The organism is Paraburkholderia sp. RAU2J, from assembly GCF_003634845.1.
Lineage (GTDB): Bacteria > Pseudomonadota > Gammaproteobacteria > Burkholderiales > Burkholderiaceae > Paraburkholderia > Paraburkholderia fynbosensis.
The window spans coordinates 2,820,823-2,838,362 of sequence record NZ_RBXG01000002.1; the positions used below are offsets into that span (position 1 = coordinate 2,820,823).

18 protein-coding genes and 1 pseudogene are annotated in these 17,540 nt (G+C 63.7%); 7 read left to right on the forward strand and 12 right to left on the reverse strand.

Annotated features, from left to right (window positions below):
* The first annotated feature begins 192 nt into the window (after positions 1 to 192).
* From B0G69_RS30195 to B0G69_RS30205, 3 genes are all read left to right on the forward strand, one after another.
* The gene (locus B0G69_RS30195) at positions 193 to 1,344 is read left to right on the forward strand and encodes a porin (RefSeq protein WP_121323552.1); all 1,152 of its coding nucleotides are present in this window, start codon (positions 193 to 195) and stop codon (positions 1,342 to 1,344) included.
* A 315-nt stretch (positions 1,345 to 1,659) separates the two neighbouring features.
* Positions 1,660 to 2,013: a sugar ABC transporter ATPase gene (locus B0G69_RS30200; protein ID WP_121323967.1), complete on the forward strand. Its 354-nt coding sequence runs from the start codon at positions 1,660 to 1,662 to the stop codon at positions 2,011 to 2,013.
* Positions 2,014 to 2,153: 140 nt separating this feature from the next.
* Entirely contained in the window at positions 2,154 to 2,669 is a 516-nt protein-coding gene (locus tag B0G69_RS30205; protein WP_121323553.1) for a metal-dependent hydrolase, read from the forward strand.
* A 3-nt stretch (positions 2,670 to 2,672) separates the two neighbouring features.
* Here the strand turns inward: B0G69_RS30205 and B0G69_RS30210 are convergent, their stop codons facing one another.
* From B0G69_RS30210 to B0G69_RS30220, 3 genes are all read right to left on the reverse strand, one after another.
* Positions 2,673 to 3,494: an AraC family transcriptional regulator gene (locus B0G69_RS30210; protein WP_121323554.1), complete on the reverse strand. Its 822-nt coding sequence runs from the start codon at positions 3,492 to 3,494 to the stop codon at positions 2,673 to 2,675.
* Between the two features lie 63 nt (positions 3,495 to 3,557).
* Entirely contained in the window at positions 3,558 to 4,484 is a 927-nt protein-coding gene (epsC, locus tag B0G69_RS30215; protein WP_121323555.1) for a serine O-acetyltransferase EpsC, read from the reverse strand.
* Between the two features lie 154 nt (positions 4,485 to 4,638).
* The gene (locus B0G69_RS30220) at positions 4,639 to 4,872 is read right to left on the reverse strand and encodes a hypothetical protein (protein ID WP_121323556.1); all 234 of its coding nucleotides are present in this window, start codon (positions 4,870 to 4,872) and stop codon (positions 4,639 to 4,641) included.
* 326 nt (positions 4,873 to 5,198) lie between these two features.
* Here B0G69_RS30220 and B0G69_RS30225 point away from each other — a divergent pair, with 326 nt between their 5' ends.
* Both B0G69_RS30225 and B0G69_RS30230 read left to right on the forward strand, forming a co-directional pair.
* Positions 5,199 to 5,651 (forward strand): DUF3005 domain-containing protein, encoded by a 453-nt coding sequence (locus B0G69_RS30225; protein ID WP_121323968.1) that lies wholly within the window; start codon positions 5,199 to 5,201, stop codon positions 5,649 to 5,651.
* A gap of 215 nt (positions 5,652 to 5,866) precedes the next feature.
* A complete protein-coding gene (locus B0G69_RS30230) occupies positions 5,867 to 6,472 on the forward strand; it encodes a short chain dehydrogenase (protein ID WP_121323557.1) in 606 nt (201 codons plus the stop codon).
* A gap of 155 nt (positions 6,473 to 6,627) precedes the next feature.
* On the opposite strand, the gene araD is transcribed toward B0G69_RS30230, so the two are convergent.
* The 7 genes and pseudogenes from araD to B0G69_RS30265 form a co-directional block, all read right to left on the reverse strand.
* Positions 6,628 to 8,379 carry an L-arabinonate dehydratase gene (gene araD, locus B0G69_RS30235; protein WP_121323969.1) on the reverse strand — a complete coding sequence of 584 codons (1,752 nt, stop codon included), beginning with the start codon at positions 8,377 to 8,379 and terminating at the stop codon, positions 6,628 to 6,630.
* A 31-nt stretch (positions 8,380 to 8,410) separates the two neighbouring features.
* Entirely contained in the window at positions 8,411 to 9,340 is a 930-nt protein-coding gene (locus tag B0G69_RS30240; protein WP_121323558.1) for an ABC transporter permease, read from the reverse strand.
* Positions 9,340 to 10,254 (reverse strand): sugar ABC transporter permease, encoded by a 915-nt coding sequence (locus B0G69_RS30245; RefSeq protein ID WP_121323559.1) that lies wholly within the window; start codon positions 10,252 to 10,254, stop codon positions 9,340 to 9,342. Before B0G69_RS30245 ends, B0G69_RS30240 begins: the two co-directional genes overlap by 1 nt.
* Entirely contained in the window at positions 10,251 to 11,330 is a 1,080-nt protein-coding gene (locus B0G69_RS30250; RefSeq protein ID WP_121323560.1) for an ABC transporter ATP-binding protein, read from the reverse strand. The genes B0G69_RS30245 and B0G69_RS30250 overlap by 4 nt, the downstream gene beginning before the upstream one ends.
* A 92-nt stretch (positions 11,331 to 11,422) precedes the next feature.
* A complete protein-coding gene (locus B0G69_RS30255; protein ID WP_121323561.1) occupies positions 11,423 to 12,592 on the reverse strand; it encodes an extracellular solute-binding protein in 1,170 nt (389 codons plus the stop codon).
* A 301-nt stretch (positions 12,593 to 12,893) separates the two neighbouring features.
* Positions 12,894 to 13,832, reverse strand: a complete 939-nt coding sequence (locus tag B0G69_RS30260; protein WP_121323562.1) for an SMP-30/gluconolactonase/LRE family protein — start codon at positions 13,830 to 13,832, stop codon at positions 12,894 to 12,896.
* Positions 13,829 to 14,317, reverse strand: a pseudogene (locus B0G69_RS30265) (dihydrodipicolinate synthase family protein); the annotation flags it as partial. The gene B0G69_RS30260 and the pseudogene B0G69_RS30265, both read right to left, overlap by 4 nt.
* 637 nt (positions 14,318 to 14,954) lie before the next feature.
* On the opposite strand from B0G69_RS30265, the gene B0G69_RS30270 reads away from it, so the two are divergent.
* Positions 14,955 to 15,659, forward strand: coding sequence for a LuxR family transcriptional regulator (locus tag B0G69_RS30270; RefSeq protein ID WP_121323563.1), 705 nt, complete (start codon positions 14,955 to 14,957; stop codon positions 15,657 to 15,659).
* On the opposite strand, the gene B0G69_RS30275 is transcribed toward B0G69_RS30270, so the two are convergent.
* A complete protein-coding gene (locus B0G69_RS30275) occupies positions 15,643 to 15,960 on the reverse strand; it encodes an XRE family transcriptional regulator (RefSeq protein ID WP_121323564.1) in 318 nt (105 codons plus the stop codon). The genes B0G69_RS30270 and B0G69_RS30275 overlap by 17 nt on opposite strands.
* 155 nt (positions 15,961 to 16,115) lie before the next feature.
* Here B0G69_RS30275 and B0G69_RS30280 point away from each other — a divergent pair, with 155 nt between their 5' ends.
* Complete coding sequence (locus B0G69_RS30280) at positions 16,116 to 16,709, forward strand: acyl-homoserine-lactone synthase (protein WP_121323565.1); 594 nt, start codon at positions 16,116 to 16,118, stop codon at positions 16,707 to 16,709.
* Positions 16,710 to 16,832: 123 nt separating this feature from the next.
* On the opposite strand, the gene B0G69_RS30285 is transcribed toward B0G69_RS30280, so the two are convergent.
* Positions 16,833 to 17,522: a FadR/GntR family transcriptional regulator gene (locus B0G69_RS30285; protein ID WP_121323566.1), complete on the reverse strand. Its 690-nt coding sequence runs from the start codon at positions 17,520 to 17,522 to the stop codon at positions 16,833 to 16,835.
* Between the last annotated feature and the right edge of the window lie 18 nt (positions 17,523 to 17,540).

Genomic DNA, 17,540 nt, shown 5'->3' on the forward strand with positions numbered 1-17,540 from the left:
TCTTTTATTTTTCCCGCACTTAGACCAAATCAAAGTAGCCATTACGCATTTGAAAATTCATTATTGTGTCTTATGAGATTAAAGATATGAATGGCAGGAATACACTTCGCTGCGAATCGTCAGGCAGCCGGCGCGATCGGCTGAAAGCACTGGAATGCGATTCTCCACGCACTGTCCCGGAGTTATCTGAACATGAAAAAAACCCTCATAGCAGCCGGCCTCATGGGCGCGTTCGCCGTCACCGCGCACGCACAGAGCAGCGTCACGTTGTACGGCTCGCTGGACGCCGGCCTCGTGTATTCGAACAACCAGGGCGGCCACAGCAATTGGCAACAAGGCAGCGGCTCGATGTCGGACACATATTTCGGTCTGCGCGGCAGCGAAGACCTCGGCGGCGGTCTGCACGCGATCTTCACGTTGGAAAGCGGCTTCAACCTGAACAACGGCCAGAACTCGGAAAGCGGCACGTTGTTCAACCGCCAGGCTTTCGTGGGTCTGCAAAGCGATCAGTACGGCACGCTGACACTCGGCCGTCAATATGATTCGATGGTTGACTACCTGTCGCCGCTATCCGCTACCGGCGCAGGCTACGGCAACAACCTCGCCGCTCACCCGTTCGACAACGACAATCTGGACGCGTCCTTCTCCGTCAAGAACGCGGTGAAGTACACCAGCGCGAATTATGCGGGCCTGACGTTCGGCGGCCTGTATGGCTTCAGCAATGCAGCCGGCCAGTTCGCGAACAATCGCGCGTGGAGCGCCGGCGCTTCGTACGAGAACGGCCCGTTGAACTTCGCGGCCTCGTACCTGCAACTGAACAACTCGGGCAGCTCGAACCTGGGCGGCGCCGTGTCGCAAGGCAACGGCACCGCGGCGATCGCCGCGAACCTGCAGCGCTCGTTCGGCGCCGGCCTCAACTACACGTACGGTCCGGCCACCGCCGGCTTCGTGTACACACACACGCAACTGGACGGCATCAGCGGCGTGAACGTGGGCGGCGTCACGCTGCCGGGCGTGGCGGGCACCAATCTGCGCCTCGACAACTACGAAGTGAACGGCCGCTACGCGCTGACGCCGGCACTGAGCCTCGCGGCAGCGTACACGTTCACCGACGGTAGAATGACGGGCTCGAACGGCACCGGCGATCCGAAGTGGCACACGGTGTCGCTGCAAAGCGACTACGCGCTGAGCAAGCGTACCGACGTGTATGTGGAAGGCGTCTATCAGCATGCGTCGGGCGAACTCGGCAACTTCGGCGCGAACGTAGCGGCGATCAATACGCTGGCGCCCTCGTCGACGGGCAACCAGGTCGCCGCGGCCGTCGGTCTGCGTCACCGCTTCTAAGTTTTCCACGCAGTACCCGCGGCGCGAATCTATCCATTCCCGCTGCATTTCGACCCGCGCGTGACACGATCACAGCGCGGGTTTTTTTATCGCACTGACGATTCGACATGGTGGTGATCAATAGGTCTCGCCACCGCGCGAAGTGACGGCGCCGGCGCGCGGTGGGTATACTGGCCCATGCCGCCCCGGCCACCGCAATGTCGCTGCGGCAGCCCGGCGGCTTCGTCGCGAAGCATCACGTCGTGCTGAAAACGCATGGCGCTTCGCCCGCGCCTCAAGTCCCCGCGTACGACCGGGGACGCCGACGATCGGACCATGAAAAGACTTCTCCTGTTAGCCCCCGCTGTTGCCGTGATTGCCGCTCTCTCCGCCTGCGGTACCTCCAAGGGCCCTGCCCGCGATGCATCCGTGCCGCTGGTGTACGTGTCGTCGCAACGCGCCCCCGCCTCTATCGCCCAATGCCTCAAAGATCGTTTGCCGCGCGTGCGCGTGTCGCAAGCCGGCACGGCGACTGAACTCGCCGTCGGCTCGGATTCGAACAACTCGTATTTCGTCACGCTGACGCCGCTCAACGCGGGCTCGGTCATCAAGGTGATGCGCCCCGCGAATGCGCCGGACGATCCGCCGGAAGAAGAGATGCGCTTCGACATCGCACGCTGCGCAACCTGAAATTCCGCTCACGCATTCGGGTTGTGAAGGCCACGCCGCCGCGCGAATTTTTATCTCGCGCGGCGGCTATTTTTTTGTCGGCTCATCTGCGAACATAGCCGCCCTTCGTCTTTGACGCGGCGCGCTGCGCCGCGAGTTTCATGGCTTCCAGCAACGCACATCACGCGACCGGTTTTGCAGCCGGTGTCATCGCGGCGGCAATCGTCGCGCACGCCGGCGACGGTGATTCGTATCATCTCGGCGTGCTGTTGAGCTTCCTCGCCGGTCTCGCCGGCAGCACCGCGCCGGACTGGATGGAGGTGGCGTGGTGGTCGCGCGCGCGGCGTCTTTGGATCACGCATCGCACGTTGACGCATTGGGGTGTGGGGTGGCTCGCGCTGTTCGCGATGTCCTATCACTGGCTCGGACATTCGATCTATGCCGCGCCCGCATTCGGCTTCGCGTGCGGCGGGCTGATGCATCTGCTGGCCGACTGGCCGAATCCGCTAGGCGTGCCGTGGATTGCCGGACGGCATTCGCTGAATCTGTGGAAGAGCGGGCACTGCGACCTGATCGTGGTGGCGGCTTCGTGGGCCGCGGCCTGGTTTATCGGCGAGCATGTCTGGTGGCATGGCGCACATAAGCTGTCACTGCTGCGCTATCTGGGCATGGGCTAAGCGTTACCGCATCGCAGCCGCGTAGTTCGCGGGCGTCACGCCCAGCAGGCGCACGAAGGCCCGCGTCATGTGGCTCTGATCGGCAAAGCCCGCCGCTGCTGCCGCATCGGCGAGCGTCGCGCCCCGCGCGATCGAGCGCCTCGCGAGCGCGATGCGCCGCTGCATCCGGTAGGCGTGCGGCGGCAAACCCATCTCATGCGCGAAGCCGCGCAATAACTGGAAACGGCTCAGGCCGGTGTCGGCGGCAAGCTCGGCCAAGGTGAGCGTGGCAGTCGGATCATCGTCGATGCGCGCTTTGGCTCGGGCAATCGGACCCTGCGCATGAACGGCGAGCGTGTGCGCCGGCCGGGTCGCGTGACGGTGGACCAGATGCCCGAGGAGTTCGAGCAACGCCGCTTCCGTCAGCAGATTGTCGGGCGCCGACTGCGTCAGCACCGACACTGCAAATAACCGCTCGAACAAATGCTTGAGCAGCGGATCGTGGACCACCGGCCGCGTGAGTTCGATCTCCCGCGCCGCCACACCCGTCATCTCGGTGGCAGCGCGAGTCAGCATCGACGGTTCGAAATACAACATGCGCCACGCCCGTCCGCGCTCATCGAGGGGACTGCCGTCGTGGACCTCGCCAGGATTGACGGTGATCGCGTCGTTCGCGCGCGCTTCGACGACGCCGCGCCCGCTCGCCGATCGATGTCCGCCACGCACGATCACGCCGACGCCGAAGCGGTCGTGCGAATGACGCGGAAACGAATGCGCGGTGTCGGCCACCGTCGCTTCGACGCCGGCAATCGCGCAGCGAGGCATGTGGACACGGCCGCGCGGCATGAGTCGTACCTCAGTTGCCGTGGCTGGAGCCAAACGAACCGGAGCGGCCATCCACCGCGCGCATCATCGCCGGTTCTCGTCGGTGCGCTCGCCTTCTCGCACCTTGCCTTGCGACACGCTGCTGCCTGGCGGCACGCTATGCGTGAGCCACACATTGCCGCCGATCACCGAGCCGCGTCCGATCGTCACCCGCCCGAGGATAGTCGCGCCGGCGTAGATCACGACATCGTCCTCGACGATCGGATGGCGCGCATTGCCCTTGATCAGTGCGCCGTCGCCATCGGCGGCGAAGCTCTTCGCGCCGAGCGTGACCGCCTGATACACCCGCACACGCTCGCCGATGATCGCGGTCTCGCCGATCACCACGCCCGTGCCGTGGTCGATGAAGAAGCTCGACCCAATCGTCGCGCCAGGGTGAATGTCGATGCCGGTCGCCGAGTGCGCGATCTCGTTGATGAAACGCGCCAGCAACGGCACGCCGAGCCGATGCAGCGCGTGAGCGAGCCGGTGGTGAGTCATCGCCCACACGCCTGGATAACACAGCAGGATTTCAGTGATGTGCTGCGCGGCGGGGTCGCCGGTGAAGGCCGCCTGGATGTCGCTGACCAGCAGCGCGCGAATCCCCGGTAACTGCGTGGCGAATTCGCGCGCGACACCGAACGCGCGCTCCTGCAGCTCCGCCTCGAAGGTCGCGGCGTACTCGGGCAGAAACCGCAGCGCGCGGCGAATCTGTTCGGCGAGCAAACGCAAGGTGCTCTCGAGCGTGTGGCCGACGTAGTAGTCGACGGTTTCGTCGGTCAGATCGGGCGCGCCGTAGTGCGTGGGAAACAGCGCCGCGCGCAGGCCCGCGACGATGTTGACCACCGCTTCGCGCGAAGGCAGTTCACGAATGCCGAGCGGGTGCCGCGTGCGATGCAATTGTTCACGCGAGGCGCGCAGGTCCGCGACGATCTGTTCGAGACCCCAGTTCTGGGAAGGCACGTTAGGCATAGAAGAACGACGCCATGCGGCGAGCACGGTTCGAGATGATGGATTATGCCGAGAGATTACCGCGTTTTGCCACGGCCCGCGCAGCCGCGGCGCCGGCTGGCACGCGGCTCGCGTGCGCTCACGCTGCGCGGTGCGATACCATGCGGGCGCTTCTTCAGATGGTTACGCTGCTCGCGTCGATCCAGCGCACCGCCCAGTCGCGCGCATGGGCGATGGCGGCGCCTTCGTCAGGGAAGCGCAATTCGTTGGGGAAGAAACGGTTGGCGACCAGCTCGCCGTCGCTCGACCGCGAGATCACCACATAAGGTTGCCAAGTGCCATCGCCAGCGCGCGCCGGCGCGCAATTCAACAAGTAGCCGCGATGTGTGAATGCAGCATCGAAGTGCATGAGTCACCGCCCTGACGCCCCGTAAAAATGTTTTAAGTAGCGCGGCCTTTCGTTCGTTGTTTCCGACCATGGTGAGTTAGTCGGGGCCTTGTCGTCAATTTAACCGCGCTTCGCTCGTCGGAGTAAGATCATACTCTGTAGAAAATACGCGTCCATTAAAAAAAACGAAAAGAATCGCCGACGCAATCGCCAGGTGAAATGTCCTCACATGCATTCGCGTTGCAAGCGTGGGTATGCGCATTGCAAGTGACGCGTGCAAGGGCGTCGGGTCAGGCGGTACGGGTTTTGCTGACCTTCAACCATGTCCTCTTCAAGGAGAACGCATGATGAACAGCGATATCGACAAGCCAGCAGACGTCGCGAAGCAGGCGGCTGCAAGCGGCCCGAGCTCGGCGGAATTGCACAACGACCGCACGCACGACAGCACGGTGGACACCGACGGCAAGAACCTCGAAGCCGCGCGCATCGCGGGTTACCGCCCTATCTCGCCCGACGAGATCACCACCAGCAACGCGTCGCTGGAGAACAGCGTGCCCGAGGCGCTCGACGGCATGGCCGGCTTCGACAGCCGGGTTGGTGGCAATCATCTGCTGCTCGCGCTCGAACCCGGCTACACGGTCATCGACAAAGGCATGATCGAACCGCAAGGCGGGTACTCCGCCGATCACCAGTTCGACGATCCACGTCCCGTGGGCAGCCGCCAGGATCGCGGCCGTATCCATTACGCGCTGAATCATTTTCGGCCCACGCGCGTGATCGAATTACACCGGGTGAAATAAGCGCGGGCGGCAATTGCGCAGCCGTTTGAATTCGCCCGCTTATTCCTATTAATCATTGAATATCATCGCGCGCACCGTTTGAATAATGGTGCGCGTTTTGCTTCGAATCGATTGGAAACTCAGGGTTGCGGGACCTGGGCGCCAGCGCGGCTTTTTCTCCGCGCCGATCCTCGACACAATCGAGCCCACGTCAACCACGCTCAATGGAGCAACCGATGAAAAAAATCGTCGTGATCGGCGCGGCCGGCACGCTGGGCCGGGCGGTCAGTGCGCAATTGCAGGCGCGTCATCAAGTGATCGAAGTGGGCGCGACGCGCGGGCAGTATCGCGCCGACATCACGGACCCGGCAAGCGTCGAGCGACTCTTTCGCGAGATCGGCAAGGTGGACGGCGTGGTCACCGCGACCGGCAAGGTGCACTTCGGGCCGCTGCCGGACATGAGCATCGAGCAGTTCTGGCTCGGTTTGCGCGACAAGCTGATGGGTCAGATCAACGTGGTGCTGACCGCGCAGCAATACGTGAACGACGGCGGCTCGTTCACGCTGACGAGCGGCATCATCGCCGACGAGCCGATTCGCCTGGGCGCGAGCGCGACCACGGTCAACATGGCACTGGAAGGTTTCGCGCGCGGCGCGGCGATCGAATTGCCGCGCGGCATCCGCATCAACGTGGTGAGCCCGACCGTGCTGACCGAAGCCATGGACGCTTATGCGCCCTACTTCCGCGGCTTCGAGCCGGTGACGGCGCAACGCGCTGCGCTCGCCTACGTGCGCAGCGTGGAAGGCGCGCAGACAGGGCGGGTGTATCGCGTGGGGTATTGAATGTCGAGGGAATCACGCGATGCGGTCTCGCCGCATCGCGTCCCCCTCTCGCTGTGTCGCCGCTCGATGGCGGCTGCACTGCTCTGCCGACGGCCCTCGATAAACCCGTTGCGTGGCGCGGCGTGGCGTTGCATTGCGACCCGCCTGCCAGAGCCTCAGTGAATCTCCGGCTCGCCCGGCTTGTCCGCCTGCGGCGCGGCATGCGCACCGCCGCGTTGCAGGAAGTCGAAGTCGCAGCCCTGATTCGCCTGCATCACATGCACCTGGTACATCGCGCCATAGCCGCGCGTGAAACGCGGCGCGGGCCTCACCCACGCGGCCTGGCGGCGCGCCAGTTCTTCGTCCGGCACCAGCAGGTTGAGCCTGCGACGCGGTACGTCCAGCTCGATCGAGTCGCCGCTTTGCACCAGCGCAAACGGCCCGCCCACGAACGATTCCGGCGCGACGTGCAACACGCACGCGCCGTAACTCGTGCCGCTCATCCGCGCATCCGAGATACGCACCATGTCGCGCACGCCCTTTTGCAGCAGCTTGCGCGGGATCGGTAGCTGTCCCCACTCGGGCATGCCCGGCGCGCCCACCGGCCCCGCATGCTGAAGCACGATCACACAGGTCTCGTCGATGTCGAGCGCTTCGTCGTCGATGCGCGCGGCCAGGTCGTTATAGTCCTGGAACACCACCGCGCGGCCGGTATGCACGAGCAGATGCGGCTCGGCCGCGCCGGGTTTGATCACCGCGCCGTCGGGCGCGATATTGCCGCGCAGCACCGCAAGTCCGCTGTCAGGCAGGAGCGGCTTGTCGAGGCGGCGAATCACTTCGTCGTTGAAAATTCGCGCGCCTTCGAGGTTCTCGCCGAGCGTGCGGCCGTTCACGGTCCTCTGCGAACCGTCGATCAGCTCGCCCAACTCCGCGAGCAGCGCCCGCAAGCCGCCTGCATAGAAAAAGTCCTCCATCAGATAGGCGCCGGTCGGCCGGATGTTGGCCAATACCGGTGTGCGGCGTGAGATATCGTCGTAGCGCTCGAGCGTCAGCGCGATGCCCGCGCGGCGCGCGAGCGCATTCATGTGGACGATCGCATTGGTCGAACCGGACAGCGCGAGGCAGGTCGTCACGGCGTTATCGACCGAGCCGGCGGTGATGAGCTCGGAAGGCTTGAGATCCTCCCACACCATGTCGACGATGCGCATGCCGGTCTGCACCGCCATCTGCGCATGGCGCGAATCCGCCGCGGGAATCGACGCAAAGCCGGGCAGCGTGAAGCCGAGCGCCTCGGCCGCGCTTGTCATCGTCGAGGCGGTGCCCATCGTCATGCAATGCCCCGGCGAGCGCGCAATGCCGCCTTCGATGCCCTGCCAGTCGTCCTGCGTGATCGTCCCGGCGCGCAGTTCGGCCCAGTACTTCCAGACGTCCGAGCCGGAGCCGAGCGTCACGCCATGCCAGTTGCCGCGCAGCATCGGGCCGGCGGGCAGAAAGATCGCGGGCAGGTCCATCGAGATCGCGCCCATCAGCAAAGCGGGCGTGGTCTTGTCGCAGCCGCCCATCAGCACGACGCCGTCGGCGGGATAGGAGCGCAGGGTCTCCTCGGCTTCCATCGCGAGGAAATTGCGGTAGAGCATCGTGGTGGGCTTCTGGAACGGCTCGGACAGCGTCTGTACCGGCAGCTCGATGGGAAAGCCGCCGGCCTGCCAGATGCCGCGCTTCACTTCCTCGACGCGCTGCTTGAAATGCGTGTGGCACGCGTTGATCTCGCTCCACGTGTTGAGAATCGCGATGACCGGTTTGCCCGCGTATTCCTCCCGGTTGTAGCCCATCTGCGCGGTGCGCGAGCGATGGCCGAACGAACGCATATCGTTCGCGCCGTACCAGCGGTGGCTGCGCAGCTCCTCGGCGGTCTTTCTCTTCGTCAACGTCGGCTCCACGAATAGCGTCGGGAGTGCTTCAGCGCTTCTGCTCCTTCACGCGCGACACGATCTGCGTCGGGCTGACGAATTGCAGCGCGATCAGCACCCAGATCAGCGTGATCGCCATGTAGATCATCGCCATCGCATCGATCGATTGCGGAGCGCGCACGCCGGTTGAAAATACAGCGTAGTACAACGCGACCACCAGCGTTTGCGTAGCGGGCCCCGCGGTGAAGAAAGTCAGCTCGAACATGCCGATGGTGCGCACCAGCACCAGCAGCCCCGCCGCGAGCATGCCGGGCACCAGCAGCGGCAGCAGCACATAGCGGAAATAACGGAACGTGTTGGCGCCGAAAATGCGCGCCGCCGCTTCGAGATTCGGGTCGATCTGCTCGATGAACGGCGTCATCACCAGAATTACGAACGGCAGCGCCGGCACCAGGTTCGCGAGGATCACGCCGCTCAGCGTGCCGGCGAGACCGATCTTGTACATCACTGTCGCCATCGGAATGCCGTAGGTGACGGGCGGCACCATCAACGGCAGCAGGAAGATCAGCATCACGAGGCGCTTGCCGCGAAACTGCACGCGGGCGAGCGCGTATGCCGCCGGCACGCCGAGCAGCACCGACAGCAGCACGACCGCGCCGACCACCTCGACGGTCACCCACAGCACGCTCGCGAGCTGGAAATCGCTCCACGCCTGCGCATACCAGTGCAGCGTGAAGCCTTGCGGCAACAGGGTGCCGAACCAGCGCGTCGCCACGGAATTGACCGCGACGGTTGCGATCAGCAGCACCACGTTGAGCAGGAAGAACACCATCACGGCCCACACCAGCACGCGCCACACGCGGCCAGGCACGTCGGCGCGCTGCGTCGCGCGCTCGACGGGCTCGCGCGCGCCGTCGCCGTGGCCCTTCGAAGCGGACCCGGACCACGCGGGCTGCGCCGTACGACGTTCGCTCGTCATCAGCCTTTGCCTCCGGTTGCCGGTCCGCTGTAGAAGAAGCGGCGCGCGCCGAGCAGCGCGGCGACCACCAGCAATTGCACGAAGCCCATCACCATCGCGATCGCGGAGGCGAGCGAATAGTCGTAGCTTTCGAACGCGGCTTCGGCGGCGGCGATCGACATCACGCGCGTCGGACCCGCTGGCGCGCCGAGCAGCACCGCCGATGGAAACACCGAGAACGCCTGCACGAACGACAGACACGCCGCCATCGTCAGCCCCGGCACCAGCAGCGGCAGATAGATGCGGCGAAACTGCTGCCACGGACTCGCGCCGAGCGTCGCCGCCGCACTCGCGAGCGTCGGGTCGATGCCGGTCACGTACGACAGCGTCAGCAGAAACGCGAACGGAAAGCCCGACACGATCAGCGAGATCAGTACGCCCCAGAAGTTGTGCGTGAGGCGCACTTCGCGCGTGTACAGATGCAGGCCTTGCAACGCTTGCGGAAACCAGCCGTTGGGGCCGAAGTAGGTCAGCATGCCGTCGGCGATCAGCACGGTGCCGAGCGTGACGGGAATCACCAGCAGCGTCGTGACGATCTTCTGATAGCGCGAGTAGCGGCGCAGCGCGAACGCCACCGGCACCGACACGCCGACGTTGATCAGCGTCGCGGGCACCGCGAGCTTGAGGGTGACGAGGATCGTCGGCCACATCGACGTGTCGGTGAAGAACGTCAGATAGTTGGCCCATAAGCCGCCGCCGTTCATCGGCCGGAACGACAGTACGAGACCGTACGCGAACGGATAGATGAACATCGCGACGATGAACAGCAACGCCGGCGTGACGAGCCATGCCTTGGCGTCGCGCGCCGCGAGCGGTGGCGAAGCGGGTTGAGAAGGGGGTTGAGAAGCGGGTGGCGACAACGTAGGCGTGTTCATGCGGCCTCGACGTCGTAGACCAGCACGCGCGACGGCGCCACGCGCAAGGTGATGCGCTCGCCCGCCACGAACTCGCCGACGATGCGCGCCCACACGTCGCCGAATGCGGTCTTCACACGCAGCAACGAATCGTGGCCGCCGTATTCGACCGCGTCGACCAGCGCGTCGAACGCGTTATCCGCGCCGGGCGCGGCGCGCTCCATATCCTCGGGACGCAGTGCGACGCTCACGCGTTTGCTGTCGAAGCCCGCCATCGGCGTGCCGATCAGACGCACGCCGTTCACGCTCACCGCGACGCCTTCGCCCTGCGTGCCTTCGAGCGTGAATTCAGCCACGTTCCGATAACCCATGAAACGGGCCACATGCAGATTGTGCGGCCGCGTGTAGACCTCTTTCGGCGTGGCGACCTGCTGCACCACGCCTTCTTTCATCACGACGATGCGGTCCGCCATCGACAGCGCTTCGTCCTGATCGTGCGTCACATAGAGCGTCGCGCGATCGAGCTGGCTATGGATACGGCGAATTTCAGCGCGCATTTCGATGCGCAGTTTGGTGTCGAGATTCGACAGCGGTTCGTCCATCAGGATCAGCGGCGGCTCGATCACGATCGCGCGCGCAATCGCCACGCGCTGTTGCTGGCCGCCGGACAATTGGCCGGGCAACTTGTGCTCATGACCGACCAGTTGCACGAGCTGCAGCGCCTCGCGCACGCGGCGCGTCGTTTCGCTTCTGCCGACGCCGCGCATCTTCAAACCGAAACCGACGTTGTCGAGCACGCTCATATGCGGAAACAGCGCGTAGTTCTGAAACACCATGCCGAAGCCGCGCTTTTCCGGCGGCAACACGTCGATGCGTTTGTCGTCGAGCCAGATGCCGCCGCCCGTCAACGGCTGCAAGCCGGCAATGCAATTGAGCGCCGTCGATTTACCGCAGCCGGATGGCCCGAGCAACGCGATGAATTCGCCACGCTGGATCGTCAGATCGAGTTCCTGCAGCGCCGCGATCGCGTGGCCTTGCGCATTCGTGAAACTGCGGCTCACCGAGTCGAGCCGCAACTGCTCAAAGTGATGCTTCATGAAGGGTTCCTGGTACGCGCGACATGTCGACGAATGCTCCTCTCGACATGTCACGCGCGAATCGCGACGGCATGCATGGCTGGATGCGCGGACTACTTGGTCTTCTGTGCGCCGACCTCGGCATCCCACTTCTTGAAGGCCGCGACCATCGCGGACGCATTCAACGGCAACGCATGCGGACGGTCAGCCAGCAGCTTCGCGTATTCCGGGCGGCCGTACTTCTTCAGCACATCCTGGCTGTGCGCGGGCGCCTGTTCGACGCTCACACCCTTGATCGCCGGGCCGGGATAGAAATAGCCGTCGTCATAAGTCATGGCCTGCTGCGCCGGTTCGAGCATGAAGTTCATCATCTTGTAGATGACGTCGAGCTTTTCCTTCGGCACGCCCTTCGGAATCACCATGTAGTGTGCGTCGTTCACCCATGTCATGTTGTCGAACGCCTGCACGCGGAAGTCAGCCGGCACGATGCCGAGTGCACGTGGGTTGATGTCCCAGCCCGTCACCGTGACGGTCATGTCGCGCGTGCCCTCGCCTAGCTCCTTCATCACCGCGGAGGTGCCGCCAGGATAGTAAGGAATGCACTCGTTCAGTTGCTTCAGAAAGGCCCACGTCTTGTCCCAGCCGTGAATCGGGTCCTGCGGATCCTTGTCGCCGAGCACGTAGGGCAAGCCCATCAGGAACGTACGGCCCGGACCCGAGTTGGCCGGCCGTGCATAGATCAGCTTGTCCGGATGCGCCTTGCACCATTGCAGAAGCTGCTCGGGCGTCTTCGGCGGATCGCTCACTTTGGCGGGGTTGTATTCGAGCAGCGGACCGGCCGGCATATACGCGACCGTGAGGCCATAGCCCTGCGCGAGGTCCTGCATCTTGCGCGGGCCCGGCGCGTATTTGTCGAGCACGCCGGGAAACTGCGCCGCGTTGTCGGGCAGCAGCTTGATCCACAGATTCTGTTCGATGCCGGCCGCGAGCGCGTCGGTGCCGGTCAGTACGAGATCGATATCGGAGCGGCCCGCGCCCTGCATCGCCTTGATCTTGCCGGGCAATTGCGGAGCGGGTGCGTTGGTGAACGTGAGATTGGCGACGAGGTTCGGATACTTCGCCTTGAAGGCCTCGAAGCCCTTTTGCGTGAGTTGGAGATCGCCGGCCACGTCAACGATATTGATCGTAACCGGATCGGCCGCGTGCGCGGCGGATGCGAATGCGGCGCTCGCCGCGAGACATACGGACACCAGCTTGAGCGACAACCTGTGTGAAACAGTCATTGCGTCTCCTCGCTTCTTGGTATGGAAGTCCGCCCGTCAGGTGCGCTGCGGGCGGTGTCTCTCTCTACCAACGCAACATAGCGAAGCGGAACAGCCGATGTCAAGCAAATACTCGCGAGAGCGCGCGGCGCGTGAAAACCGCCGTTTTTGCGGGGAATCCTTATCGATCAAAGCGGAGCGCGCCGCATCCAAGGGCAAACCCGGAGCCGGTGAGGAGAGCGCACGATTCGTTGTCAAGCAACAGGTGAACGCGTGGCGCGCTCACCTGCGCCCACACGCATCTGCTCACGCCGATTCGCGCTCAGCCGCCTTGCACGCCCTGCGTATTCACGTAGAGCGAATACAGACCGTGGCTCGCCGCCATGAACAGCCGGTTGCGATGACGCCCGCCGAAGCACACGTTCGCGCAACGCTCCGGCAATGCAATGTGGCCAAGCGGCTCGCCTTGCGCGGTGAAGACACGCACGCCGTCGAGTTCGTCGGTGCCCATGCCCCAGCCGCACCACAGATTGCCGTGGACGTCGACACGAAAGCCGTCCGGCGTGCCTGGACCCGCGTCGATCAGCACGCGGTTGTTCGACAGTGCAGCGCCGTCGCTGCCGACATCGAACGCGCGAATCTTGCGCGGCTCGCCACGCGATTCGACGATGTACAGCACCGACTCGTCCGGCGAGAACGCGAGGCCGTTGGGGCCGAGCACCTCGTCGGCGACCATCGACACCTCGCCGGACTGCCCGTCGACGCGGTACACGCACGCCGGCAGTTCCGACGCCTGGCGCTCGCCTTCGTAGAAGCCGTCGATGCCGAAGGTCGGATCGCTGAACCAGATCGAGCCGTCCGACTTTACGATCACGTCGTTCGGCGAATTGAAACGCTTGCCTTGATAACGGTCGGCGAGCACGGTGATCGAGCCGTCGCATTCGGTGCGCGTCACGCGGCGCGTGAGGTGCTCGCAACTGACGAGGCGCCCCTGGCGATCGCGCGTGTGGCCGTTCGCATTGTTCGACGACTGCCGGAACGTGCTGACGGTGCCGCTCGGTTCGTCCCAGCGCAGGATGCGGTCGTTGGGTATGTCGCTCCACAGCAGATAGCGCCCATCGCCGAACCAGACCGGGCCTTCCGACCAGCGTGCGCCCTGGTACAGACACTCGACGGAAGCGGAGGCAAGAATCAGCGGCTTGAAGCGCGGATCGAATATGCGGATAGAAGGATCGGGATAGCGTCGGCTGTTGTCGGTCATGCTGGTGATTGGGGTTCGGAGATGGATGAATGGGTTTGCGCAAACTCGCGCTCCAGCGCAAGCAGTGCTCGCGCGGCAGCGTCGATCTTCGCATGATGTTCGGGCGGCGTCGAACTGTGCAGTGGCAGCATCGGGTCCATGTCGGCGATTTGCGCGAACGTGACGGCATCGTGCAGCACGCGGGTCAGCGAGATTGCGTCGCGCAGGGTTTCGAGCGGCAGGAAGGTGTCGTACAGCCGATGCGCGGTTTCGTGAGCACCGCTGCGGACCGCTTGCGGCAAGGCCATGACCATGCGCGGCGCGATGCATCCCGAGCCCGTGGTCCATGCCGCGAGGCCGAACTCGCGCAGATGCACGAGCGCCGGCCGCTCGCCCATGCCCGACACGATCTTCGCGGCCGGCACGTTCTGCAGAAGCCGGCGCAGGTACGGATCGTCCGCCGGGTTGTCGCGCACGATCGCGTACTTGACGGCGACGCGTGTGCCGAGTCCGCGCGGCGCGTCGGCGGCGGCACCGCCATGACCGAGGCGGCGAACTCGCCGTCATGGAGTGGGGATTCGCTTATGACGCCTCCGACCTGGCGAGCGCAAAGGGCGCGCTCACGGTAGCATTCGCTTCGCCATGTTGTTAAACATCCCGGCCGACGCCGCTCGAGCGAGCTTGCCGGCCGTGTCTCGAAGTCACTGCGAACTGTCACTTTTATATGACAATGGAGCCTGATGCATCGATGCCTCACCCTTGCCAGATAACGAGCAGCCGCGCGTCATCGTGGACGAATGCGCGGTTGGTTCCGGCAATCAGGGCCTCGTGCTCAATTAAAATCAGAGGGTAATAATGTTGCCAATGAAAGGCTTCAAAATGCCGCCGACGAGAGAATTACCTATTTCAAGAGCCTGCAACTCTTAATCGGGCTAAACACACTTAGATGACAATTCGCTCGTTTTCTTCGCAGAGGCGCCCCCTCCTGCTGTTCGACCGGGTTCGGCGCTGCGCAAGTTTTTTTTAGTGTTAGATTGTGACGATTAATAGAGCCGGACGAATTACAGTTCCGCGACGAACCGCAACGGGATGTTTGCGAGCCTGAGAGAGTTAAAAAAATTGTCGCTACATTTTATCGAGCAGATGGCACCGCTACTGGACGCCGCCGACGAAGCGGAATGGTTCAGTGCGATTGCGGGCCTTGCCGAGACATGGGGCTTCGACAAAATTTTGATCGCTATGCTGCCGCGCCCCACCATGCGTCTGGAAGATGCCTACATACGCAGCACCTACGCGCCGGCATGGCGACAGACGTATGACAAGGAGGGGTTGGTTCACATCGACCCGACCGTCGAGCATTGCATGGCGCGCGCGGCACCGCTGATCTGGTCGCCGGCAGTCTTCTCGACGGCGGCGCAGCAATCCATGTACGAGGAAGCGCGCTCATACGGGCTGCGCGCCGGGGTGACGGTACCGATTCACGGACCGAACCAGGAAGCCGGCATGATGTGCTTCGTCAACGACAGCAGTTCGATCGACGATTTCCAGCGCCATGTCAACGCGGCGCTACCGAATCTGGTGTTATTGCGCGACCTGGTTATCGATACCAGCCAGCGTCATCTGGATACGCACGCTCAGACCGTATTGCCCAAGCTCACGCCGCGCGAACGCGAGTGCCTGAAATGGACCGCACGCGGCAAATCCACCTGGGAAATCTCCCATATCCTGAACTGTTCGGAAGCCGTGGTGAACTTCCACATGAAAAACATCAGGACGAAATTCGGCGTGAATTCGCGGCGCGCGGCAGCCGTGATCGCGGCGCAACTCGGGCTTATTGACCCGGGTTGAGCAACGCGGCGGCGTCGCGGCTATACAGCACCCGCTCGGCACGGCCCAGATCGGCATCGGAAACGGTTTTCGTGAAGTACAAGCCCAGCAGGATCGACACCGGCGCGGGGATTTCAGCACCGGATTCGAACCGGCTGCCGCGCGACTGAGTGACGCCGAACCGTGCCCAGAAGCGGCGCTGGCTTTCTTTTTTCTTCTTGCGGTACGCAATGATCAGCACACGATCCACCGCCGTGGAGACCTCCGCCGGGCGCGTTTGGAGGCCAGTCTGCGGTTGCCAGTGATTTTCGAGAAGTTCCATTTTTCGTGCCCTTGTCGGTTGGGTGCGGATACGTGTCTCGAATTCTGCGTTACCCGATAAGCATGCACACCTATCCAGGTAGGTAGGTGGCAGAACGATTCAAGATGCATAAGTTTTCCTGGTATTGGGTTTCTCAACTCGTTCAGGAGAACGGCATGCAAACAGCGATCCGGATCGGAATGCGGCAGGATTTCGACAACTTGGACATCAACGAGATGTATCGCCTGCGGGCTCGGGTGTTTCACGGGCGGCTCGGCTGGGATGTTCCGACCATAGCGGGCATGGAGATCGACGGCTACGACGCCCTCGGGCCGTATTACATGCTGATTCAGAGCGAAGACCGGAAGTTGCGCGGCTGTTGGCGCATGATGCCGACCGAAGGCCCCCATATGCTGAAAGACACTTTCCCTCAACTACTGCACGGCGAGCAGGCGCCGGTCGGGCGGCATATCTGGGAGTTGAGCCGCTTTGCGATCGAAACCGGTGGCGAAGAGCAGTCGTTCGGCTTCACGGACATGACGATCCAGGCGATTCAGGAAGTCATGAAATTCGCGCAGCGAATGGGTATCACGCAGTACGTCACCGTGACCACCACGCCGATCGAGCGGCTCCTGCGCCGGACCGGCATCGACATCAGCCGGCTCGGCGCGCCGGTGCAGATCGGCGTGGAGCGGGCGGTGGCGCTGAACGTCGCCGTGAGTCCGAAGACCCTCACGGCCCTGTTCGGGCCGATTGCGGTTGCAGCTTAGTCCGGCGGCAAGTTCGCGCCTCGCGTCGGTTCACGGAAACTCGTCCGGCTGATTGCGGGCCATGCGGTTGGCCAGGGCGAACGCCTTCCCGCTGCTGTGTTGTGTCGGGTCGGTACGCGGAACTCAGGAGCCGAACATCCGTTCGAGCGCATTCTCGAGATGCGCGCGCATCGCCGCGCCGGCAGCCGCCGCGTCCTTGCGGCGAATCGCATCGAGCACCGCCATGTGCTCGGCCTGGACGAGCCGCTGACGCTCCACCGTCTTGACGAGCGAAAGGTTGCGCGACAGGTTCATGCTGAAGAGAATCTGCTCCTCGATGAACGACATGACCGTGATGAAAAACGGGTTCTTCGACGCGCGCGCCACGGCCAGATGGAACAGGAAGTCGTCCTGCGCGCCGATCCCGCGGCTATCGATGATGCGCTCCAGTTCGTCCCAGGCGTGCTGAATCGCGGCGATGTCGTCGGCATCGGCTTTGAGCGCCGCCTGCGCGGCCGCGCCAGCCTCGGTCACGATGCGAAATTCGTAGCATCGGCGAATATCGGACAGCGTTTCGAGCGGCGCGAAACGGCGCACGTCCGGATCGGGCCGCCGCGCGACCGTCGTGCCCGAACCATGCCGCGTCATGATGATGCCGTCCGCCCGCAGGCGCGCCAAGGCTTCGCGCACGGTCGGCCGCGAGGTCGCAAACCGTTCGGCCAGTGCGTGCTCGGTTGGCAAGCGCTCACCTTCCTTATATTCGCCTTCAAGAATGCGATTGAGGATATCGCCGTAGATCTTGTCGGGCAGGCCTGTGGTTTTGCGCTCGTTCATCCGCGGACTGAAGCAGCT